Here is a 23,264-nt window from a genome sequence, read left to right as displayed (position 1 = left end):
AACCCTGCTAATACGGATTTAAAGTCCATACTAGCAGGGTTATTTTATATATCCATTCGCATGTTGATCAGCTGTTTGCTGAATCCTGCTTTTTCATAAGCCTGAACTGCTGGCAAATTTCCTTCATAAACATCCAGCCGCAGTTCCTTAATATTCCGTGACAGTGCCCATTGTTTCAAAGCTTCAATAATTTTTTTGTTAACACCTTTTCCGCGATGAGCCGGATCAACGTACATAAATCCCAAATATGCATGCAAGGGATGTCTCAAAAAATGTCTTGACTTTTCAATACGCGCATAACCGCAGCCGATAAGTTCTCCATCCACTTCGGCTACAACGAGTTCAATATGCGATGCATTGATTAATTCCTCAATGTCGTAATAATGCACAGGATCCGGCTTTATATCACTGTCAAATGGCCTTTCAGCAGTGATAACGCCTTGTTCAAAACGTAATAGTGTGGGAAGGTCGGAAAGGGCGGCTTTTCTTGTTAAGAGTTGCGGCATTGGCATCAGTGAATTGTTTTCTATAAGCATTTATCTATCTATGTGTACCAATTTATTACACAAAGATAGATATCATTATGTTGGTAATTAGCAGCCGGGAATTTCGAAGTAATCAAAAAAAATATTTTGATTTGTTGGATGATAAAGTCCAGATCGTCGTGCAGTGGGGTAAAGATAAATCATACTTACTTACACCACTATCCGAAGCAGATGCCTTATCAGTTAATCCTGAATTGATAAATCTCATAAAAGCAGCTGAGAAAAAAATCAGCGAAGGCAAATATAAAGTCCTTGATCCCAGTAAGTCAATATGGGAAAATATAGGGTAATTATTTCAGAAGTTGCCGAGAAAGAACTTCTTAAAATTAAGAAATCAGGTGATAAAGCATCAATTTTAAAAATAAATAATATATTTTCTGAGTTGTATGAAACTCCTAAAACAGGAATCGGAAAACCGGAACCATTAAAATTTAACCTGACTGGTTACTGGTCAGGACGGATAAACAAAAAGGATCGCTTAATTTATCGCATAGATGAAAATATAGTAACGGTCACTTTTATATCTGTACTGGGTCATTATTTAAATAAATGACTTTTTATCGACACTTTGTGACTGATGTATCGGCTTAACTTGCTGACACTGGTTTACAATCGGTGCGCCCACGTAGCGGTTTATGGTTTAGTCCCGCTTACAGCGATTTGCAATCGGTGTCGTTATGGCATCGCGTTTGTAACGCGTTTATATCAAATTTATACTATTCTAAGCTGCCAGCCTTTGCAGGATAATTTTACAAGGTATTGCAGAAGTGATCTGCACATAATGTGACCTGTATAATGGAATAGTAAATATATCGCCCCGGCCGAGATGATTATCTTTTCCCTCAACTACAATATTGCAGGTGCCTTCGACGATAAGAAAAGTTTCCAGTTCTTTTTTATGTATTTCAGCAGGTGCGCCATTTCTAATCCAGACAATAGCTGTTGTCAGTTCGGGCGTTGAACCAATGATATGCGCCTCAATTTCATCCAAAGGCCCGGTGAGTTGAAGATCTGCTCTGTTAAGCCAGTCGTTATAATCAGATATTAAAGAGTCTGCAGCGATCTGAGGAGGAAATGAAACGGGCTCACCATTGGATATTCGTTGCATATAATCTACTGTTGCCATTAAAAACGGCTTGATTGTAGGATCAACAGGAGCAGCTTGATTAATGGCATACTTTTCCAGAGCAACTTCAATGGAATATAGTTCCTCCCGGATTTCGACGTGCTCCTTCAGCATTCGCTCCATTTGCTCATTTTGTTCCGGACTGGTATCTCCCAAAACATACATTTCCAATATTCCGGAGTCAATAAATCTGCTTACTTCACCATTCATACCGGCACTTTTAATTTAAGTCGGTCCGGAATACATTTCATTTTACAGTAATGTCCGGAATTCTCATTTGTTTATAATTAAATCAATTATTTCAATAGCAAATTTATTCATTGCAATTATAACAAGCGATCAGGATAGATAATTAATATAGCGAATTTTAACGTAAAATGGTTCATTTAAGATTCTGGCTCGCCCCGATTTGCAATCGGGACGGCTATGGCTTCGCGTTTGTAACGCGTTTATATAAATTTGATCAGCCTGAGTCCATATAATGAAGAAGCACGAAGGGATGACCTTCGCGCCACTTCTACAAAACTTACACCCAGTTATTTCAGCAACTTCTTCCTTCGTTCCCTGCTGCTGTAAATATATTCGTAAATCGTTGGCAGGATAAGCAGCGATAATAATGTTGCTGTCATCAATCCGCCAATCACCACAATTGCCAGTGGTTTCTGGGTTTCAGAGCCAATTCCTGTACTTAAAGCTGCTGGTAGTAATCCAAGGGAAGCCATTAATGCAGTCATGATAACTGGCCGCAACCGTGATCTGGCACCATCTTTAATTGCCTCGATCAGTGGCATTCCGGCATGCAGATTATGCCTGAACTTATTAACCAGAATTACACCATCCTGCGTTGCAACGCCAAACAATGCAATAAATCCAACACCTGCTGAAATACTAAAATTCGTGTTGGTAAGCAACAAGGCCGCAATACCACCAATCAGGGCAAAAGGTACATTAAGTAATACCAGAACCGAATCCAGCGTATTTCCAAAGGAAGCAAACAGGATAAAGAAAATCAATAGAATACTAATCGGAACTACTACCATCAACTGACGTTCAGCGCGTTCCTGGTTTTCAAATTCACCATTCCATTTAATTTCATAACCTTTCGCAAGTTTTACATGCTGTTTTACTTTGCCTCGTGCTTCGTCTACTGCACTACCCAGATCACGGCCGCGTACTGAGAATTTCACGGCAATAAACCTCGCATTGTCTTCCCTGTAAATAAATGCAGGCCCGGCCTGATTGTTAATGGATGCCAGTTCTTTTAACGGTATTTTTCCACCGTTTAAAGTTGGTACCAGCAAATTGCCAATCTGGTCAATAGAAGAGCGATAAGGAAGATCATAACGAAGCCGCAGATCAAATTTCCGCTCGCCTTCATATACCTGGCTCACTGCTTTTCCGCCAATCGCCATTTCAATAACTGCATTAGCATCCGCCGCATCAACCCCATATTGGGCCATTTTATCAGGATTGAGCGTAATCCGTAATTCGGGTTGTCCAAGATTCCGGAAAATACCCAGGTCTTCCACGCCTTGCACCGTTTTGAGTTGCGCATAAACTTCATCCGCTTTTTTATCGAGCAGATTAAGATCGTCTCCTGTAATTTTTACCGCAATTGAGCCTTTTACTCCTGATACAGCTTCTTCCACATTATCCGAAATAGGTTGTGAAAAACCAAAATCTATTCCTTTATAGCCTGCCAGTTTGGCCTGCATCTGGGCAATGAGCTGATCCTTGGTAATATCCCGTTTCCATTCATCGGCCGGAAAAAGATCCACGAAAAATTCCTGGTTAAAAAATCCGGTGGCGTCGGTTCCGTCATTAGGCCTGCCCGTTTGGGAAATCACTCCTCTTACTTCCGGAAACTGTTCAAAAATCTGACGGAATTTACGGGTATAATGGTAGCTGTCTTCCAGACTTACGGACAATGGCATACTTGCCCGAACATAAATAGAACCTTCATTCAGATGTGGCAAAAATTCAGAGCCTACCCAGCGGAACGAAAAAATAGCAACGCACAATGCGATTACAGCTGTTAATACGGCCCGTTTTGGATATAGCATCACGTGGTCCAGCAGTGGTGAATACTTCCTGTTGAGCCATGAAATGATCGGGTTATGGCGTTCTCTTACATTTTTATTTAACAGAATGCTGCTCATAACGGGTACAAAGGTCAGTGCCAGTAAAAGCGCTCCCAGCAGTGCAAAACCCATTGTAAAAGCCAGTGGGCTGAACAGTTTTCCTTCTACTTTCTGGAAAGAGAAAATAGGTAAGAGTGCTGTAATGATGATCAGTTTGGAAACGAAAATAGATTTACCCATTTCCAATGCAGTTTTCAGGATTTTTCCCAGTTTCGCGCGCTTATTGAATTTCTCCATTCCTTCGGTTTCGGCCCAGTGCGCGAGCATCACAAACAACCCTTCGACCATTACAACTGCTCCGTCAATGATAATACCGAAGTCAATAGCACCGATGGAAAGAAGATTGGCACTCATACCTTTTGCCCGCATAAGAATAAATGCAAATAATAAGGCAAGCGGAATAACCAGGGCAACAGTAACCGTTGTACGCCAGTCGGCAAGGAAAATCAGCAGGATAATTGTTACCAGTGTAATACCCATCATTACGTTTTCCCCAACCGTACTCAAAGTATGTTTATTCAGCTCGGTACGATCATAAAATACTTTGATTTTTACATCATTAGGCAGAACGACTGTATTCAGATAATCCACTTTTGCTTTCAGCGTTGGTAGCACTTCACCCGGATTTTCTCCTTTTCGCATGAGTACAATTCCTTCTACCACATCATCATGGCTGTCGCGGCCAACAATCCCAAGCTGTGGCAAAGCGGATTCGTGAACGGTACCAATATTGGACATCCGGACAGGAACGCCGTTGAGATTTTTAACAATAATTTTTTCAATGTCCGGTATGCCCGTTACTATTCCGATCCCTCTTACCACAAAAGCCTGCTGTCCCTGGCGCAGTACATCGCCGCCTACATTCACATTGGCACGTTGCAGCGCGCTGTATACATCCAGCGCAGTCAGCCCGAATTTTGATAAAAGATTAGGATTTACACTTACCTCAAATGTTTTGATATGACCGCCGAAACTAACCACATCAGCTACACCCGAAACTGCTTTCAGGCTTTTTTCTACCACCCAGTCCTGAATTGTTTTCAGTTCTGTATTGGTTTTGGTTTTTGATTCCAGTGTATAACGGTAAATTTCACCGGTCGGGCCTGCAGGCGGCTGTATTTCAGCATCGACACCATCCGGCAGGTTTACGTTTGCCAGTTTCTGTGACGCTTCCATCCTGGCATTAAAACCATCGACACCATCTTCAAAAACAATTTTGATAAAAGAAAGGCCAAATAAATTGATAGAACGCAAAGCCGACTTATGGCTGATCGAATTCATTTCTGTTTCGATAGGAATGGAAATGAAACGTTCCACTTCCTCAGCGCTTCTGCCCGACCATTGCGTAATGATCACAACCTCAGTATTTGTCACGTCCGGATAGGCTTCAACCGGTGTGAAATAAAAACTGATTGCTCCTGCCACAACCACCAGCAAAGTGATAAAAAAGACAATAGCCTTATGTTTGAGTGAAAACCCAATGATACTTTTAATAAGCTTATCCATGGCAGATCAGTTGTCAGTTAGTTCGCTGAATAACATCAGTGCGCCTTCGGTCACAATTACATCCCCGTGTTCCAAAGCGCCTTTGATGTACATATATTTTGAAGTGTTTTTAAGGATTTCAACCGGAACAGATTTGTATTCCCCTTTTTTTACTTCCTTGATCACAAAGTATTTATCCTGGCTAAAAATGACCGAAATAGGATTTACTGCCAAAAGTTTTTCGGGCTTTTCAATATGAAGTCTGATCGTACAGAACATATCGGGTTTGAGCATTCCGTTTGGATTGCGCAAAACGACGCGTGCCTGTAATACTTTACTTTCATTATCAACCACCTGGCTGATATTGGAAATTGTTCCGGTAAATACTTTGTCGGGATAAGCTAACGTAGTGATGTTTACCTGCTGTCCTTGTTTTACCGCCTGAATATCAGATTCATAAATGTTGATTAGCACCCAAACATCGTTCAGATTTGAAATGGTAAACAGCGGGTCAGAGTTGTCGGAACGGATCTGCATTTCAGGATTCACATTGCGTTCTACAACATAACCGCTTTCAGGCGATTTTACACTGAAAACCGGCGTTTTACCCGTTGATGCGCCGCCATATAATTTCAAAACCTGTGTAGATCGTTCCAGTTCTGAACCTGCAATTTCAAGTTGTTTACGTGCATTGGTCAGATCGTTTTCGGAAGAGAATTTGGTTTTATACAGTTGTTCAACATTATCAGCATTCCGTTTAGCAATGTCATAATTTGCTTTCGCAGTATTCTGGTCTTTTAAAAAATCGCTGACATCACCGCTTTGTACAGTTGCCAATACCTGACCCTTTTGTACATACGCACCCAAATCTGCCTTCACATCCAGTACGTTTCCACTTACTATCGGATACACTTTATCAACTTTTTTCTCGTCGAATGAAACAGAACCTGTAAACTGGATCTCTTCTTCAAAATTTCGTAATGCTACCGTATCGGTCCTGAATCCTGATTCTGTATCCTTTGTTTCTGCTTCCTGTGGTTTCTCTGACTTAGTACAAGCCGCTAGCCAGCATGCAGTAAGAGTCATGATGAATGCAAGTTTCACTGTCCGCCGAAAGCCGACTGCCGAAAGCCGAAAGCTTATATTATTTAAAATGAATTTCATGAGTTAGATGAGGTTAAAATGTTTTAGAATTAGTCACAAAATTGAGTTGCTGGCGAGCCTGAAAAAGATCATTTTTAAGATCAATTAAATTGAGTTGCGCATCTCGGTAAGCTCTGATCTTGTCAATAAAACTTACAAGATCAATAATACGTTTGGCGTAATCTTCGGTGGCGTTTTTTGATATTTCTTCAATACTTTGCAAATATTCAGGAGTCAGTTTTTGTTGTAATGAAATAGCTTCCTGATATTGACGCGCTGCCGCTACCACGTCCTGTTCAACCTGTAAATGACTAAGTTCAGCAGTGGTTTTAGACTGGTCGATACCTACTTTTGCGCTTTGAATATTTCCCTGGTTTTTATTCCTGACCGGCAGGTCCATCAATACCTGTGCACCTACATAATGTGGAAAAGCTGAACCCAGGCGCTGATAATCAGCTCCGATTGTCAGATTGGGCGTCGCCAGTGATTTCTGATACGTAAGGTTGTTCTGATTATATAAAATTTGTTGTTGTGCAACTTGTAAATCAGGACGGTTGGCAAAAGCTAAGTCAAGAAGCTGGCTCAATCCGGGGCTATTCTGATTGCCTGCTGTACTATCATCCGCAACAATATATACTGTTCCTCCCTGTGAAAGCAATACACGCATAATTGCTTCGTCCTGTGCTATTTGAACATTCAGGGTGGATTGGTCTTTTTCGAAATTCTTTTGTTCCAATTCAATGCGTGTTACTTCATAAGGAGCAATAACGCCTAACTTCAATTGTGCACGAAAAGCAGCAAGCAGACTTTCCAGCCTGGCTCTTTCCAGGTCCAGCATCTTTAATTTAGCTTGCTCATTAACCAGGTTCCCAAATGTCTGAGCCAAAGTAAAGCGTACATTGCGCATTACATCCTGAAAAGCGGATTGCTGCAAAGCAACGTTGGATTCGGCCAGTTTGACGAGTTTGCTGCGGCTGGCTGTCAGGCTTAAAACCTGCTGTAACTGAATGTTAAAAACACCGCCAGTCGGATTAATCAGGTCGGTTTGTTTTCCAAACGGAAGTACTTTATGGGTGTAACCGTTGTACAGATTGGTTTCGACAAACAGGTTGGGATTGTACCAGAGTCTGGCCTGTTGAACACCAGCTTCGGCGATGTTGACATTGAACTTCTGGGCAATAAGTGCAAAGTTTTTTTGGATAAATTGTTCCTGCGCCTGTTCGAGCGTAAGCCGGAGCGTATCCTGGCTGTAACCTGGCAAAATAATAGCCAGATATAGCAGAAGAGAGATAGTTATTCTTTTCATTAGATGAGTTGGTATTAAGAAAAGTGTGGTAAAACTATATTTCAGATATTAATCTATTTCAGATATTATTCTGACTTGTAATGTGAATAAATATAATTTTTTTTATTTGATATTTGAATATTTTGCCACGATATCTCCATTTGCTTCACAAGTAATTTTCGGTTCCGTAATAACTACTCAATAAAAGTATTTGAATCTCATGAATCAGTAAAACGGACATCGGTATATGACTGATAATTGTCGTTAGAAAAGGGGAAAGTGTCGGTGAGATATCACTCAGCTCGCAGCTCGCCCCGATTTGCAATCGGGGTGGTATTAGCTTCGCGTTTGTAACGCGCTTATGTATTTTTAGACGCGTTACAAACACGAAGCCATGAAAACCCCGATTGCAAATCGGGGTTAGTTTGTTACAAAAAACTTCCAGGCTCGTCTAAAGGCAAAAATTATATTTAAATGGCTTCACATCAGTACTTCATCAGAAATCAAAACGAGCTCTATTTCTTAACTATGACAGTGGTAGACTGGGTTGATGTTTTCACAAGAAAAGAACATAAGCTAAAAATAATTGATTCGCTTTGTTATTGTCAGGAAGAAAAAGGTCTAAAAATATATGGATGGTGCCTTATGTCCAATCACCTGCATTTATTGGCAGCTGCCGAGGAGGGTTTCCTTTTGTCTGATATACTTCGGGATATGAAAAAATATACATCAAAGCAAATAGTTGCAGCTATAGAATTTGAGATTGAAAGCCGTAAAGAATGGATGCTGTATAGATTTCAGTACGCAGGAAAGTTTAAACAAAATGTCAAGGATTACAAATTTTGGCAAGATGGCAATCATGCCGAAGAATGTTATAATTATGATTTTGCAAAAACGAAGCTGCATTATATTCATCAAAATCCTGTACGGGCAATGATTGTAGAAGAGGCAGAACATTATTTGTTTAGTTCTGCAAGAGATTATGCCGGATTAAAAGGGTTGTTGAAAGTGGAGTTTTTGTATAGCTAAGCTCGCCCCGATTTGCAATCGGGGTGGTATTAGCTTCGCGTTTGTAACGCGCTTATATAATTTTAACACGCGTTACAAACGCGAAGCCATGAAAACCCCGATTGCAAATCGGGGTTAGCGGGCTTTTATGAATGAAAACCTGTTGAGTACGTGAATATATGCCAATATCTAAGGCTTAATCACATTGGTCAGTACCGCCGGGACTTTGAATAAATCATAATCCTGATCGTAAATCAGATACTTGTTATGCCAGACAGGTGAAAACTTTTCTTTGAAATCCCTTAAACCCTTATAATGCGAAAATGACCTGATTTTCTCATAAGCAAACTTCATGGATCTTTCCGGAAAATTACGCGGATCTGCAATGCCCGAAAGTGGTGCAAATCCCAGATTAACAAAAGAATAACCTTCCTTTTTCAAATAATTAAACATTTCAACTGTTATGAAATCAATTACCCCGTTAGGCGCATCTTTGGTTTTACGGATCAAATCATAAGTCCCCTCACCTTTGGCATAGTCAGGAATAATATTGAGAAAAGCAACGATTTTATCCTCAACACTTTCAACGGTAATGATCGTTTGCTGCTGCAATTCTTCCCGAAGAAACATGCCCTGAGAAAACACAATTTCGCTTCGTTCTGTATCATCAAGCCATTCATCTGAAACAGATTTTAATTTTTCCAATACTTCATTGCTAATCGGAGCATTGTATATCTGGGTATGAAATCCTTTTTCCGAAACTTTTTTTAAAGCATTCCGGATCGATTTTTTTGCTCCGCCTTCCAATGAAAACTTTGTAAGATCCATGATCCCTTCCTGTCCAAGGAATAACTTTTTTTTACCCTGGAACGCGTCCAGGTTTTCTTCCGGAACCCGATAATACAGACTTTTTAATCCGCTCTCAAAACAGTACTTGTCAAATGCAAGTATACATGCTTTTATAGATTCTCCCGGCCCGACCGGACATTCCAGCACCACAGCAAAATTCCCGGTTACACGATATGCAATAAAGCCTTCAGCAGTTTCAGGTTTAAAGATCAACTTATCCGGATAAGCTTTAAAATAATCAAGTCCTGAATTTCCATATTTTATCAATTGCGATTTCGCCCAAACCAGATCATCCGCACCAATAGTAACCTTCATGATATACGGACGCACAAGTGTATAAATCAGAAAAGTAATGCATAAAATGCCGCTGATATTGATAGAATATAGAAAGTCCGTGGCGAATGCATCCTGCGGAACCAGTTTCTCGCTTCCGGTCAGCACAAAATTTTGAAAAGTGTACCGTATCGATTCCGGCCAGCTGAAATCAATATTAAAATGTTTTTCATCCAGAAAATAAAAACCAATACAACCATAAAGTAACACAGCCAGACAACTTAAAAGAGTAGTTTGAATGCCGATTATGCCCAGCTTTCGGTTGTTTTTGATGTAATATTCTTTTCTTGAAACAAAAAGAATGATAATTACACCTAATGCAAATATGGCTTCCTCATAATCAATTGCTTTCGTGAGGTTTCCTATAACAGAGAGTATGCACAAAGTCAAAGCGAAAAACCAGGCCATTCGTAATCCTTTCAGCATAAAAGCTGCGGTTACCAACAGGAATAAACCGGTAATCAATACAAAATAGTTAGAAGCTGTAATGGCACTTACAGGCAGGAAATTATGCAGGAATTGCAGTCGCTGACTTATAGCAGGGGTCAGTACGGAAATGATATTAACAATGCCGAGAAGAAGCAATAACAAAGCTGGGAAAATGCGCATCAGTAACTTATTGATCTTCAATAAAAAGCTTAATGCACCCGTAATCAGCGGCAACCAGAATTCAAGAAAACGATAGAAAAAAGTAATCGAAATAGCTGCTGCGTCTGTAAATCCAAAACGTACCAGAATCAGGCTCATGGAAACTTCAATTGCACCAAGTCCACGTAAAAATGGAGAAACGATCAGGAAAATAACTGCCGTAATGTAACTCATCACGGCAGCAAAAAGAGAGGGTTCCAACCGCAGCGCAACCATCGCAATGTACACATGGGTAATGCCGGTCAGTTCAATTAAAACGCTGTATAAGACGGTCAGTAAAAAATGTTTTTTATTAATTTTATTACTAAGAAGATCTTCAAAATAGACTTCGGCAGATGGGAAAAACCGAATGAGTGTACAGTAAATTATCCCTTTTGTTATTACAGATCTGTATAGCAGATAAACCAGGCCTGTCAAAATAAAAACAGAACCCAATGCGATCCATTCGCCTGCACCAACGCCTCCCCGAAATATGGCAAAAGCAAAAGCGGGAATCGCTACAACCACTACCGAAAGTATGCCTACAAAGCCATAAATAGAAGATGCAAAATGTATCTGGGATTTATTAACACCTTTATTCTCAATGTTATCAGTAAAAAAAGCCAGTGAAGATATTCCTCCGGCCGGAAGAAATACACTGATAAAATTTCGTTTTAAAAATAAAATAAGGGAATCATTGAGAGAAACTTTACTGCCGACCGACGCGAACGAAGCCACGTACATCTGTCCCTGAATGAGCATGTAAACCAAACTCAATACGATACCAGTTACTACCCATTCCCAACGGGAAGTAAGCAATATATTTTTAACCTGATGTAATTCAGTTTCTTCGTGTTTGATAAACCAGATACCCAAACCGATGAAAAATACCGTGAAAACGTACTGGCCGATAATCCTGGCGTTCTCACGTATAAATGGAAATCCCTTCTGTTTCAGAAAAGCAAACAGCCTGATAGATTTTGCCATAAAGATATAATTCAAATACTAAAAATGGCTGCTAAATTCTTTCGCTTCTTCGACCGCTTCGTTACAAACTGAGGTAATTTTTTCAATAATTTCCATTAACCTGATATTTGTCGGATTACCGTTTTCAATAATATCCAGATATTCATTCAAAACAGCATCCAGGCCCATAATTGAAATACTGGTTTTCATACTGTGAGCAATGTGTTTTAAATTATCAAAATCCTGATTTTCAATGGCTTTTCTGAGTGATTCCAATTCTCTTGGTACCAGCTCGATAAATTGTTCAGTTACCAGTTTTTCATATTCTTTATCACCATTGCTGATCTCCTTCATGTATTGAAGGTTTATCGTTTTGTACTGATTCTCCTCTTTAAATGAAGTGTTTGTAACCAAGTTATGGTTCAGTTCGTTGCCTGTAAATTCAGCTATTATTCGCTTCAAATCGGCTTCCCGGATAGGTTTTGAAATGTGTTCGTTCATACCGAAACTAATGCACTTTTCTCGTTCTCCGGCCATTGCGTGTGCAGTCATGGCTATTATGGGAACAGTTAGGTTCAGGGTTTGCCTGATTTCCTGCGTTGCGGTGTAACCGTCCATTTCCGGCATTTGAATATCCATAAATACCAGATCGAAACGCTCATTTTTTAACATTTCAACTGCTTTTTTACCGTTTTCTGCAATAGAATTTTTTATTCCCCATTCCTGTAAAAATCGCGACATCAATCCCTGATTAATTACATTGTCTTCCGCAACAAGAATGTTGAGGTTATTTTGAAAATGGATATCAGGACTGGCATTTTCGTATCTAATTGCATTGTTGTGATGTTCCGGGATTTTATATGGAATAGTAAAAAGTACAATTGTCCCAAATCCGGATTCACTTTTTACGTCAATACTGCCATTTTGCAGATAAACCAAATCCCTTACGATGGATAATCCTAAACCCGTGCCGCCATATTTCCGTGTTGTAGAATCTTCGGCTTGCCGAAACCGTTCAAAAATGGTTTCCAGCTTCTCTTCCTCAATACCAATTCCGGTATCAGTAACTTTAAACTCTATCAGAATATGATTTGAATCCGACGGTTTGCCTTTTATATCCAGTTTTATTTTTCCTGCTGAAGTAAATTTGGCGGCATTCCCAATCAGATTGACAAGGATTTGTGTTAATCTTGTGGCGTCTCCTAATAGAATATCGGGGATGGATGGATCGATGTTAGTTTCAAATTTAAGCCCCTTTTCTTCTATTTTATTGTGGAACATGGCACCAACGGAATGGACAAGGCCATTAATACTGAACGGAATTTCTTCAATTCGCATCATCCCGGACTCAATTTTGGAAAGATCCAGAATATCATTGACAATTGTCAAAAGTGTTTCTCCCGACTGCTGAACCGTTGTCACATGAAGGCGGGAATCTTCATCCAGTTTTTTCCTTTGTAATAAATTGGTATAACCCAGAATTGCATTCAGCGGCGTCCGGATCTCATGGCTCATATTGGCCAGAAAATTCTCCTTGATCAAAGCCGCCTCTTTTAGTTTCTTTTCGCTCGTATTTAGCTGACTAATCAGTTCAGCCTGCTTTTTCATTCTGCTGACAATGATCAGGAAAACCGCTGTGAGCAAAATCAGTACTAAAATAATGATGTACAGGTTCCAGTTTAAAACCCTTTGGCCACTTTTATCAACAGATTTAATTTTTTGTGCAAGCGCAATTCTTCCGCTTGTATCAATTTTGTGTGTCAGGTTGGTAATTACTTCCGAAAGTTTAATTGCTTCATGAGTTGCAATCCGGCTTTCAACGGCTGGTATCCCGGTTTTATATAAACTATCTACCATTTGCCGGCTCAGGTCTATTTTTCGGCTGATCAGAAAGTGAAGCTCATTGATGTATTTTCCCGAAGAGTTTGAATCCGCTGTCGCTTCCAATACGTTTACATCGTCCCTGATTTTAGCAATGCCCGTTTCAAAGTCTTTGATTTTGGAAGAATCACCCGTTGTTACCGCACTTTTAATTTTATTATCAAGCAGCAAAAGGTCTTTCTGCAAACCTACCAGCTCATTGTTGACCTTATACTCATTGAGTAAATTTTCATTGCCGCTGATCAGCTCCCTTACATTGGTACTGGTGATGTATTGCAGCATAACAAGTGTTATAATGCCAATGACAAAGCCGGTTGTGATATAATAAATAAGCGTTCTGATTCTCATGAGCTACTTCGGCAATCGGTTTTCGGCGGTTCGCTTTAAACCTTTGATTTATTTTGATAAAAGTAATTCAGGTGTATTATCAGAGCAACAGGTAATGGTCAGAAAGGTATAATCTATCGTTGATACAGGAATAATAATCGCCCGGATTTTACAGGATTTTTAGCCGCTGGTTTAGTGCAGCACGGTAGGTATCTGCCACCGGGACCATTTTTTTATTAATAATCAGCGTGCCGCCTTCGATGGTATCGATCTTGCCAACCTGAATAATAAAAGAACGGTGAACGCGTAAAAACTTATTATCCGGTAATTTGCTCTCTACCTCTTTCAGCGAAGAATGAACCGAATAAAACTTATCGGTTGTGTACAATTTGACATAATCGCCCATGGCCTCAGCAAACAGAATTTCGTCAAGCCTCAGGCGGCGCACAATATTGGAATCCCGGATAAAAATAAAGGCGTCTTCCTCCACTTTTACTTCCTGCTTTTTGCTTTTAAATATTTCCCTGGCTTTTTCTATTGCCTGCAAAAAACGGACTGTCGTTACTGGTTTGGTTATATAATCGGCCACATTCAGCTCAAATGCTTCGGCTGCATAATCTTTTTTGGAAGTGGTGAAGATAATAATCGGATTTTTGCTGCCCAGGCTTTTCACCAGTTCAATGCCGTTCATGCCGGTCATTTCAATATCGAGCAGTAACAGGTCAACCGGATCAGACATGATTTTCTGGTAAGCTGCCATTGCATCCTCGCATTCTCCAACGAGAGTCAGGCTTTTATCCTGCCGCACCAGCTGTTTCATGGTGGTTCTGGCAATAATGTTGTCATCTATTATTAAACAGTTCATACGGGCAGAAGCTTTTTTACTGGCGGGATTAATTGTTTGCAAAGAAAACAATTATAAAGATACATGAAGACAGTTTACCGACAGCTTTTGCCTTTCTGGCTATTTACTGTTTCAGGATTTTCCGGCATCGCTTAGTTTTGACACATCAATTCGAAAAAAACACTTAAACGAATAAAAAAATGAAAAAATTAATCGCATCCGCAATAGTAGCTCTGCTGGCAATAACTGCCGTACAAACACAAGCTCAAACCACTGCAAAAGCTATTGAAAAAGAATCGAAAGTTGAAAAAAGAGAGGCACGTAAGGAACTGCGCAAACTGGAAGGAAAAGAAGTAAGCAGCATGTCGAAAGATCATTTTGTCAGCGATTTTGGTCATATCAGCGATGTGAAATGGGCACGTGGAGGACAGTTTGACGAAGCTACATTTACCAAAGACGGGCAGCAAACCGTTGCATATTACGATTATAATTCCCAATTGGTAGGAAGCACAACCAGCAAGAAGTTTTCAGACCTGCCTGCAAAAGCCCAGAAAGAAATTAAAAAGCAATATAAAGATTATGTGACAGGAGCTGTGATCATGTATGATGACAACCAGGATAATGATACCAATATGGTTTTGTTCGGTCATCAGTTCGAAGATGCTGATCATTATTTCGTAACTGTTTCAAAAGGAAAACAGGAAATTGTTCTCATGGTTAGCATGAGCGGTGAAGTTTCTTACTTCAAACAAGTTTCATAAGATTAAAACTTCATCAGCATTCTGTAATTAGTTAAAAAAACACTTCATCAACCAACATTTTGCTCCTGCCGTTCGTAAGAACAGCAGGAGTTTTTTTGTGTTCCGATGGCGAATTATTTAATTGTTTTTACTGCCCGCTTATTATTAACTATCAACGATTTCTAAATTAATTATACGTAGCTGAAACCGGATAATTAATTTATATTACATAAGTAACCGATTGTAATTTGAAAAGAGCGGGTTTATATAACCACAAATATTTTTAATTGTACAATGCAGGGAACACACGAAATGCGATAGTCCGGCTCCGGGCTGTCTTCTCAAAAATTTTCACTCTTAACCTTTACAAACATCAATGAATTCGATTTTTACACGTAAAATTTTACTGGCGGCATTGCTTGGAGTAACCTGCCGGTTTGCCTCGGGAGAGGCGCATTTACCGAAGGTTCGGACCTACGGAATTTTATCAAAAACCGCTTTGGATATTTCCGGAACTGTTACCGACAAGAGCAACGGACAAGGTTTGCCAGGTGTCAATATCCTCATCAAAGGGACTAACATAGGTACAATTACAAATGTGGACGGCGGATACAAAATTTCAGTAGCTGATGGAAATGAGGTAACACTGGTCTTTTCGTTTATTGGCTACGTTAGTCAGGAAATTAAATTAGGAAGCCAGCAGACCATTAATGTCAGCCTGGATGCGGATGTGAGCAGTTTGAATGAAGTTGTGGTGGTAGGATATGGAACACAAAGCAAACGGGATATTACCGGTTCGGTAGGTTCACTTTCTGCTAAAAATATCAGAGATATGCCGGTTACCAATTTTGAAAACGCGATTCAGGGACAAATTGCAGGTGTACAGGTGCAGGAACCAAGCGGCGAGCCAGGAGCAGGAACCACAATCCGGGTTCGTGGATTAGGGTCAATTTCAGGAGGAACGGAGCCGTTGTATGTAATAGATGGTTTCCCGATTTCTAAAAATGTGGACGCGGGTGTTCAGGGCGATGTTTCAAGACGAACAGTTGCTTTTGCACTTCCACCTTCCAATCCGCTTGGAACGATTAATCCCAATGATATTGAGTCAATTGAAGTATTGAAAGATGCTTCTGCTGCCGCTATTTACGGCTCGCGCGGTTCAAATGGCGTTATTCTGATCACAACTAAAAAAGGAAAACGTAACAAGAAGCCGGTGATCGGCTTTGATGCTTATTACGGATTTCAAACCGTTGCGCACAGAGTAGATCTGATGAATTCGGCTGAATTGACATCTTATGTAAAAGATGCCAAAAACAATGCTTATTTACAGGACGTTCCCGGTGCTCTTGCTGCTGACAACAATGCGACGCGCTATACTAAAACGACCAATACGAGTTATTATATTCCCGATGATTATGCCAATCCGGATGGAACTGATACGGACTGGCAGAAACTGATCTTTAAAAGTTCGCCGGTCCAGAGTTATAGTGCTTCAATGTCAGGCGGTGGTGAAAATGTAAATTATTACTTTTCAGGAGGTTATTATAACCAGAAAGGGATTGTTGAAAAGAGTGGTTTTGAACGTTACAGTTTCCGGGTAAATCTGGAAGCAAGCCCGACTACCAGGTTAAAATTTGGCCTGGGTTTGAGCCCTTCCTTTACCAGTAACGACAGATCTCCGGCCGGAGCGCCGTATTTTGCTGATCCTCCGGGAATTATATATTCTGCTTTGGTTACATCGCCAACGGTAAAACCTTACAATGCCGACGGAAGCATTAACCAGCGCGATAACCAGTCGCATTTGTATACTGAAGACGGGCGCGGAGCAAATATGACTTCTTCCAGCAATCCACTGGCCATCATTCAGGGTGTAACTGATAAACTTACCCAGTTCAGGACACTCGGAAATCTGTTTGGGGAATATGAACTGCTTCCCGGTTTGAAATACAAATTGTACACAGGAGTTGACATCAATAATTATAACCGTAATTTTTACCGTGCCAATTCCTTGCTGTTCCGTGAAGCAACAACGGGCGATCCTTATGGCCAGTCCAACTTTTCGCTGAATTATAACTGGCTGGTTGAAAATACCTTATCGTACAATAAAACATTTGGCAAAGATCATACTGTTTCAGCTGTTGCAGGTTACAGTGCGCAAAAGGATCATATCAACACCAATCAGGTGTTGGCTCAGAAATTTCCCGACGATCTGGTAGAAACCGTGAGCGGCGGCCAGGTTACAGGCGGAACTTCTACAACAGAAGAATGGTCACTGGTGTCCTATCTGGCACGTGCGAATTATGCTTTCCAAAGTAAATATTTACTGACTGCCACCATTCGCGCTGATAAATCTTCCCGGTTTGGCGAAGGCCACAAAACGGGTGTGTTTCCTTCGTTATCTGCTGGCTGGCGTTTGTCAGAAGAAGCATTCCTGAAACCGGTAACATTTATCAGCGATCTGAAAGTGAGAGGAAGCTGGGGAAAAACCGGAAACTTCCTGATTCCTAATTACGCTTCAATCGGCCTTTTAAATCCATACAATTATACGCTTGGTAATAATCTCGTAAATGGTATTGCGCCTTCTACGATCAGCAATAGTAATCTGACCTGGGAAAAAACAACACAACTGGATCTGGGGCTGGATTTTGGAGTAATTAAAGACCGGGTTTATGTTTCTCTGGACTGGTACCGGAAAATCACATCCGACCTGTTGCTGAACGTACAGGTTCCTGCCTCAGTGGGTTTTTTGAATGCACTTCAGAACATTGGAGAGGTGGAAAATAAAGGTTTGGAATTGACTGTTTCCAGCCGTAATGTAGTAGGTGCGTTTACATGGACAACAGACCTGAATTTCTCGACGAATAAAAACAAGGTACTGAAACTGGGGCCAAATGGTGATCCGATATTAAGCTCGGGCGGTGCAGGTATCCGGCATATTACACGTATCGGCGATGCAATCGGAAGTTATTACGGTTATGTGGTGGAAGGAATATATCAGACCCAAAGTGATATTGACAATGCACCAAAAGACGAAGTTGCACCAAAACCGCAACCGGGAGATTTCAGGTTTAAAGATGTAAATGGTGATGGCAAGATCAATGCGAACGACCGCACTGTTACAGGGAATTATCAGCCGGATTATATCTGGGGAATTACCAACAGGTTTACATTTAAAGGATTTGACCTGAGTTTTCTGTTACAGGGTGTGCAGGGATCCGAAGTGCTGAACCTGACCAGAAGGCATTTGGCCAATGGCGAAGCCGGTACCAATTCGTATGCTGTAGAAACCGGGCGATGGATATCCGCAGAACAACCAGGAAATGGAAAAATCCCACGTGCGGACAGGCTTACCGATACGCATGGAAATAATAACAGGCCGTCATCTTACCAGGTTGAAGACGGTTCTTATATCCGTTTGAGGAACCTCGCAGTTGGGTATAATTTCCCTAAAAAATTATTGGGAAATAAAATCCAGACTTTACGTGCGTATGCTTCCGGTACTAACCTGTTTACAAGCACAAATTATGTTGGATACAACCCGGAGGTGAATAATCAGACCACTTTAAGCGGTGTACAGGGGGAAGATTACGGTGCTTATCCGTTGGCCAAAACTTTCACGTTTGGTTTGAATGCGACATTTTAAATAGCTATCAATCAGCATAAAACAACTACAAATATGAAATTAAAGAACATATATATACAGCTTGCAGCAGGAATGTTAACGGCAGGAATGCTGGCTTCATGCAGCGACAGTTTTACAAATTTGAGCCCTGTTTCCCAGCGAAATGTAAATTCGTTTTATAACACGGCCAGTGACATGACAACCGCCATCAATGCAGCTTACAAGGCATTACAGCTGAACGGTACATATAATCAAAGTTACTGGATCACACAGGAAATGCGTTCGGATAATACGGATCAGGGGCCGGATGGAACTGGCCTGGGAGCAGATCTGACTGTTATTGAAAATTTTGTCGAAAATTCTACAAGTGAGCTGATTACACTGGCCTACACAGATTCTTACCTGGGTATTGCACGCAGTAATATTGTATTAAGCCGTATAGACGGAATAGATATGCCGGATGCTGACCGTGAACGGATCAGGGGAGAAGCGTTATTTCTGAGATCCTTGTTTTTTTACAATCTGGCGATCTCATTCGGCAATATTCCAATGCCCCTTACTGAGGCAAAATCTTCATCAGAAGGGTTGGCATTGGCGCAAATTCCGGCATCGGAGGTTTACAAACAGCTTATTCCTGATCTTATTAAAGCTGAAAGCGGATTGCTGGTAAAATACGACGCAGCGAATGTAGGCCGTGCCACCAAAGGTGCAGCAGCAACATTACTGGCAAAAATATACCTGACAACGGGAGACAAGCAATCGGCCGAAATGGTACTTCGCAGGATTGTTGCAACGTACGGTTATTCGCTTGTTCCGGATTATTCGAATCTTTGGGGATTGGCCAATAAAAACAATGCTGAATCCATTTTTGAAGTGCAATTTAAAGGTGGCGCAACTGGAACCGGGAATGCTTTTACAAATGCTTTTTCACCTACTTTGAAACATAGTACAGGTGCTTATAAAAACCGGCCAACGCAGGATATGATAAAGGCTTATGAAGCGGGAGATGACCGTTTCATCAAATCCATGGATACGAGTTACGTAAATACGCAAGGCGTTTTGGTAACAAACACGAAAAATGACATCCGGTATATTGTGAAATTTGGAAGGGAAAATGTGTTTGAGGAAACAGATGCGTCCTACAATTTCATGGTGTTGAGATATGCGGATGTATTGCTGATGCTGGCCGAGTCGCTTGGCGAAAGCACAGAAGCTTATGCGTTGATCAACCAGGTAAGGGCAAGGGCCAAACTGGCTCCGGTCAGTGCGTCTACTTCGGGTACATTTGCCCAGAAACTGCTTCGTGAACGGAGGGTAGAGCTGGCTTTTGAAAACCAGCGCTGGGCCGATTTACTGCGATTTGGTGTGGCGGAAGAAACCATGAAAGCACAAGGAAAAACAGCACGGCCTCTGTTCCTGATTCCACAAAGAGAACTGGATATCAACAAGTCATACAGTCAAAATTGATTTTTTGAAATTGTATCGTTTGTAAAAAGACCCTGTTGTTCATGGAAGCAGCAGGGTCTTTTTTTGCGTGATAGTAGCGTACTTACGGCACGCCCGGATTATGTGGGGTATTGTTATTTATTCTTCAAACAGGTTGTGCCGATGGTACATTACAAAATGTAACCATCAATTTTTGTAATTGGAAAAATGTTTTTTTTAAATTTCAATGCAATGCTGCTCCAAAGGGGCTATCTTTTTGTAGCAAAGGGGTTTATATCATTTCTTAAGCAGCGTGCCGCAGGACACTACTGCATAAGTTAAAAAGAGTTAAATAGTTTATATTGAGATACTAAGAAAAAAGGATTTAAGTAGTTTTGGGCAAGAAGTCAGGAGAATTATGACGTTTTCCAGTTTGTTCCAAATCGTTTATCCCAATTTTATATGCTCGAAAACTACTTCAAAATTGCCTGGCGTAACCTGATGAAACGTAAGTTTTATTCACTGGTTACCATCTTTGGACTTTCAGTCGGGATGACGTTTTCATTTTTAATCGGAAGCTATATTTGGGGCGAATTACAGGTCAACCGCACATTGCGCAATACGGATAAGCAATACATTATCCGCAGTAAATGGAAGAACCCGGACATGGGCGTTGATATTGCGACGCTTGGGCCATTAGGCAAAACTTTAAAAGAGGATTATCCTTCTCTCGTTGCAGATTATTATAGGTTTGATGGCATAACAGTTGCCATTTCCAAAAACGATAAACACTTCCGGGAAGACATACAAACAGGCGATTCCACTTTGCTGAGTATGTACGGATTTCCTCTTCTTCAGGGCGACGCAAGTACAGCTTTAAGCCGGCTTAATTCTATCGTAATTACTGAAAATAAAGCAATTAAATATTTTGGAAGAAGCGATGTTTTGGGGCAAACGCTTACGTTGCATAATTTTGTCGGAGGTAAACAGGAATTCCAGATTACGGCTGTCCTGAAAGATCTTGCTGATAATTCTGTCAGTCATCTGCTTGCAAGCCAGGCCGAAATTTTTATTCCGCTCAGCAGTTTGGATGGTAGAAAAGGAGCGGAAAATAGCTGGGCATTTCCATATATGATCACATTCATTGAGCTGAAAAAAGGGGTTACAGCAAAAGACCTTGAAAAGCCGTTGACACAAATTCTGAAAACCAATATTCCGGAAGAAATGAAGGGAAATTTACAGGTTTACATCTCTCCGTTAAATGACTATTACTGGGAAGCAAATAATGGATTGGTAAGGAAAATGATCTATACACTTGCGGGCGTTACAATTTTTATTTTGTTCATGGCCGTTGTGAATTTTGTAAATATTTCAATTGGTAATTCGTCTTCCCGGTTAAAAGAAATTGGTGTAAGAAAGGTTTTGGGAAGTCATAAAGGACAACTCATCAGGCAATTCCTCGCAGAATCTGCTTTGCTTGCCATATTTGCCATGCTGCTTTCAATTATGTTTTACGAAATTTCAAGAACCTTTTTTGCCCATGTTTTGGGAAAACCACTAGCGTCTTCACTTTCATTATTTCCTTATTCGATCATTGTTCCAATACTGATCTCTTTGCTGGTCGGTATGGCAGGAGGGATTTATCCGGCGTTTATATTGTCAGCCATTCCTTCGGTTGAATCCATGAAAGGTAAGTTGAAGTCAATAAAGGAAAATGTTATGCTCAGGAGACTGCTTATAGTTTCACAGTTTGCGATTGCATTATTTGTGATTGGCGGAGCAGCTGTTATCTCGCAGCAGGTAAATTATTTTTTTAACAAGGATTTGGGTTATCACAAAGAATCGTTGATGTCAGTTGCTGTTCCCCGCGACTGGACACCTGAAGGTGTGACAAAAATGGAAGGAATCAGGGATGAATTTTCTCATTTAAAGGAAGTTAATCAGGTTAGTTTATCCTATGAAATTCCGAATGGAAATAATGGAGGGCTTTTTGGTATTTATAAATCGGGGCAGGATTCATCACAGGCAATCCAGACACAATCTCTTGGAACTGATGAAAAGTATGCTGAAACCTATCAGATAAAGATGGTGGCCGGAAAGTTTTTTCATGTCGGTGAAGGTATTTATAAGTCTGGCAGAATTGTATTAAATGAAGCAGCAGTAAAGGCTTTGGGTTATGAAAATGCGGAAGCTGCGGTTGGCCGGCAGGTGAGATTACATACTTTTTCAGATCCTTTTATTATTGATGGCGTTACCAGAAATTTCCATTTTGAATCTATGCATAAAGCAATTAAGCCGTTGGCCTTTTTTCATATTAAAGAAGGGAATGCTTTCCGGTTTTTGACTTTCAGGTTACCTCCGGCCAATTTAAAAACATCCATGGAATCTATCGAAAAAAAATGGAGACAACTGATGCCTGATGCACCGTTTGAATATACTTTTATGGATAATACACTTCAGAAACTCTATCAGTCGGAAGTACAGCTTCAAAAAGCTTCACAAGTTGCAACGGTATTGGCGATCGTAATAGTTTTGCTGGGAATTTTAGGTATGGTTTCTCAAAGTACGGCAAGAAGAACCAAGGAATTGGGAATCAGGAAAGTATTGGGCGCTTCCGCTTTAAGTATTATCATTCTGTTTTTGCAAGAGTTTTTTTACATCACGGGAGTTGCTATGCTGATTTCTTTTCCATTGGTTATTTTGAGCATGAATACATGGCTGCAAAACTATGCGTACCGGATTCGGTTAAACTGGACTATTTTGGCCGGGATCGGAGTGACATTCGTAGTGGCTGTTGCAGTCTTGGTTTGCCTGCAAACCTATAAAGCAGCCATGATGAATCCTGTAAAATCCATAAGTTCAGAATAATCCAAATCAAATAGCCTGAAAGGCTCCTATACCTAAGCTCAGGGCATCG

At 40.6% G+C, this 23,264-nt stretch carries 15 protein-coding genes; 7 read left to right on the top strand and 8 right to left on the bottom strand.

Features of this window, described 5'->3' with window-relative positions:
- Positions 1-44 precede the first annotated feature (44 nt).
- Positions 45-506 (bottom strand): GNAT family N-acetyltransferase, encoded by a 462-nt coding sequence (locus KZC02_RS10055; RefSeq protein WP_221393981.1) that lies wholly within the window; start codon positions 504-506, stop codon positions 45-47.
- A gap of 77 nt (positions 507-583) precedes the next feature.
- On the opposite strand from KZC02_RS10055, the gene KZC02_RS10050 reads away from it, so the two are divergent.
- Together KZC02_RS10050 and KZC02_RS10045 are read left to right on the top strand one after the other, a co-directional pair.
- Positions 584-835 (top strand): type II toxin-antitoxin system Phd/YefM family antitoxin, encoded by a 252-nt coding sequence (locus KZC02_RS10050; RefSeq protein ID WP_221393980.1) that lies wholly within the window; start codon positions 584-586, stop codon positions 833-835.
- The gene (locus KZC02_RS10045) at positions 817-1,098 is read left to right on the top strand and encodes a Txe/YoeB family addiction module toxin (protein ID WP_221393979.1); all 282 of its coding nucleotides are present in this window, start codon (positions 817-819) and stop codon (positions 1,096-1,098) included. The genes KZC02_RS10050 and KZC02_RS10045 overlap by 19 nt, the downstream gene beginning before the upstream one ends.
- Positions 1,099-1,266: 168 nt before the next feature.
- Here the strand turns inward: KZC02_RS10045 and KZC02_RS10040 are convergent, their stop codons facing one another.
- The 4 genes from KZC02_RS10040 to KZC02_RS10025 form a co-directional block, all read right to left on the bottom strand.
- Positions 1,267-1,881 (bottom strand): cupin domain-containing protein, encoded by a 615-nt coding sequence (locus KZC02_RS10040; protein WP_221393978.1) that lies wholly within the window; start codon positions 1,879-1,881, stop codon positions 1,267-1,269.
- Positions 1,882-2,207: 326 nt separating this feature from the next.
- Positions 2,208-5,318: an efflux RND transporter permease subunit gene (locus KZC02_RS10035; RefSeq protein ID WP_221393977.1), complete on the bottom strand. Its 3,111-nt coding sequence runs from the start codon at positions 5,316-5,318 to the stop codon at positions 2,208-2,210.
- 6 nt (positions 5,319-5,324) lie between these two features.
- Positions 5,325-6,461, bottom strand: a complete 1,137-nt coding sequence (locus KZC02_RS10030; protein ID WP_221393976.1) for an efflux RND transporter periplasmic adaptor subunit — start codon at positions 6,459-6,461, stop codon at positions 5,325-5,327.
- A gap of 13 nt (positions 6,462-6,474) precedes the next feature.
- Complete coding sequence (locus tag KZC02_RS10025; RefSeq protein WP_221393975.1) at positions 6,475-7,746, bottom strand: TolC family protein; 1,272 nt, start codon at positions 7,744-7,746, stop codon at positions 6,475-6,477.
- A gap of 453 nt (positions 7,747-8,199) precedes the next feature.
- Between KZC02_RS10025 and KZC02_RS10020 the strand changes: the two genes are divergently transcribed.
- On the top strand, positions 8,200-8,754 hold the full coding sequence (locus KZC02_RS10020; RefSeq protein WP_221393974.1) for an REP-associated tyrosine transposase: 555 nt from the start codon (positions 8,200-8,202) through the stop codon (positions 8,752-8,754).
- 168 nt (positions 8,755-8,922) lie between these two features.
- Here the strand turns inward: KZC02_RS10020 and KZC02_RS10015 are convergent, their stop codons facing one another.
- The 3 genes from KZC02_RS10015 to KZC02_RS10005 form a co-directional block, all read right to left on the bottom strand.
- Complete coding sequence (locus KZC02_RS10015; protein ID WP_221393973.1) at positions 8,923-11,529, bottom strand: phosphatidylglycerol lysyltransferase domain-containing protein; 2,607 nt, start codon at positions 11,527-11,529, stop codon at positions 8,923-8,925.
- 18 nt (positions 11,530-11,547) lie between these two features.
- Complete coding sequence (locus KZC02_RS10010; protein ID WP_221393972.1) at positions 11,548-13,737, bottom strand: response regulator; 2,190 nt, start codon at positions 13,735-13,737, stop codon at positions 11,548-11,550.
- A 148-nt stretch (positions 13,738-13,885) separates the two neighbouring features.
- Complete coding sequence (locus KZC02_RS10005; RefSeq protein ID WP_221393971.1) at positions 13,886-14,581, bottom strand: LytTR family DNA-binding domain-containing protein; 696 nt, start codon at positions 14,579-14,581, stop codon at positions 13,886-13,888.
- Between the two features lie 179 nt (positions 14,582-14,760).
- Between KZC02_RS10005 and KZC02_RS10000 the strand changes: the two genes are divergently transcribed.
- The 4 genes from KZC02_RS10000 to KZC02_RS09985 all read left to right on the top strand — a co-directional run bounded on the left by KZC02_RS10000 (position 14,761) and on the right by KZC02_RS09985 (position 23,215).
- Entirely contained in the window at positions 14,761-15,321 is a 561-nt protein-coding gene (locus KZC02_RS10000; protein ID WP_221393970.1) for a hypothetical protein, read from the top strand.
- 355 nt (positions 15,322-15,676) lie between these two features.
- On the top strand, positions 15,677-18,943 hold the full coding sequence (locus tag KZC02_RS09995) for a TonB-dependent receptor (protein WP_221393969.1): 3,267 nt from the start codon (positions 15,677-15,679) through the stop codon (positions 18,941-18,943).
- A gap of 33 nt (positions 18,944-18,976) precedes the next feature.
- Entirely contained in the window at positions 18,977-20,389 is a 1,413-nt protein-coding gene (locus tag KZC02_RS09990) for a RagB/SusD family nutrient uptake outer membrane protein (RefSeq protein WP_221393968.1), read from the top strand.
- 420 nt (positions 20,390-20,809) lie between these two features.
- A complete protein-coding gene (locus KZC02_RS09985) occupies positions 20,810-23,215 on the top strand; it encodes an ABC transporter permease (protein ID WP_221393967.1) in 2,406 nt (801 codons plus the stop codon).
- Positions 23,216-23,264: the final 49 nt, after the last annotated feature.

It is taken from the genome of Dyadobacter sp. NIV53, assembly GCF_019711195.1.
GTDB lineage: Bacteria > Bacteroidota > Bacteroidia > Cytophagales > Spirosomataceae > Dyadobacter.
This window is presented reverse-complemented; position numbering and strand designations above follow the sequence as displayed.

Coding starts and splice junctions, on each gene's coding strand:
- KZC02_RS10035 (WP_221393977.1), bottom strand. CDS start 5,318: ATGGATAAGCTTATTAAAAGTATCATTGGGTTTTCACTCAAACATAAG.
- KZC02_RS10010 (WP_221393972.1), bottom strand. CDS start 13,737: ATGAGAATCAGAACGCTTATTTATTATATCACAACCGGCTTTGTCATT.
- KZC02_RS10040 (WP_221393978.1), bottom strand. CDS start 1,881: ATGAATGGTGAAGTAAGCAGATTTATTGACTCCGGAATATTGGAAATG.
- KZC02_RS09995 (WP_221393969.1), top strand. CDS start 15,677: ATGAATTCGATTTTTACACGTAAAATTTTACTGGCGGCATTGCTTGGA.
- KZC02_RS09985 (WP_221393967.1), top strand. CDS start 20,810: ATGCTCGAAAACTACTTCAAAATTGCCTGGCGTAACCTGATGAAACGT.
- KZC02_RS10025 (WP_221393975.1), bottom strand. CDS start 7,746: ATGAAAAGAATAACTATCTCTCTTCTGCTATATCTGGCTATTATTTTG.
- KZC02_RS09990 (WP_221393968.1), top strand. CDS start 18,977: ATGAAATTAAAGAACATATATATACAGCTTGCAGCAGGAATGTTAACG.
- KZC02_RS10015 (WP_221393973.1), bottom strand. CDS start 11,529: ATGGCAAAATCTATCAGGCTGTTTGCTTTTCTGAAACAGAAGGGATTT.
- KZC02_RS10055 (WP_221393981.1), bottom strand. CDS start 506: ATGCCGCAACTCTTAACAAGAAAAGCCGCCCTTTCCGACCTTCCCACA.
- KZC02_RS10050 (WP_221393980.1), top strand. CDS start 584: ATGTTGGTAATTAGCAGCCGGGAATTTCGAAGTAATCAAAAAAAATAT.
- KZC02_RS10030 (WP_221393976.1), bottom strand. CDS start 6,461: ATGAAATTCATTTTAAATAATATAAGCTTTCGGCTTTCGGCAGTCGGC.
- KZC02_RS10045 (WP_221393979.1), top strand. CDS start 817: ATGGGAAAATATAGGGTAATTATTTCAGAAGTTGCCGAGAAAGAACTT.
- KZC02_RS10020 (WP_221393974.1), top strand. CDS start 8,200: ATGGCTTCACATCAGTACTTCATCAGAAATCAAAACGAGCTCTATTTC.
- KZC02_RS10005 (WP_221393971.1), bottom strand. CDS start 14,581: ATGAACTGTTTAATAATAGATGACAACATTATTGCCAGAACCACCATG.
- KZC02_RS10000 (WP_221393970.1), top strand. CDS start 14,761: ATGAAAAAATTAATCGCATCCGCAATAGTAGCTCTGCTGGCAATAACT.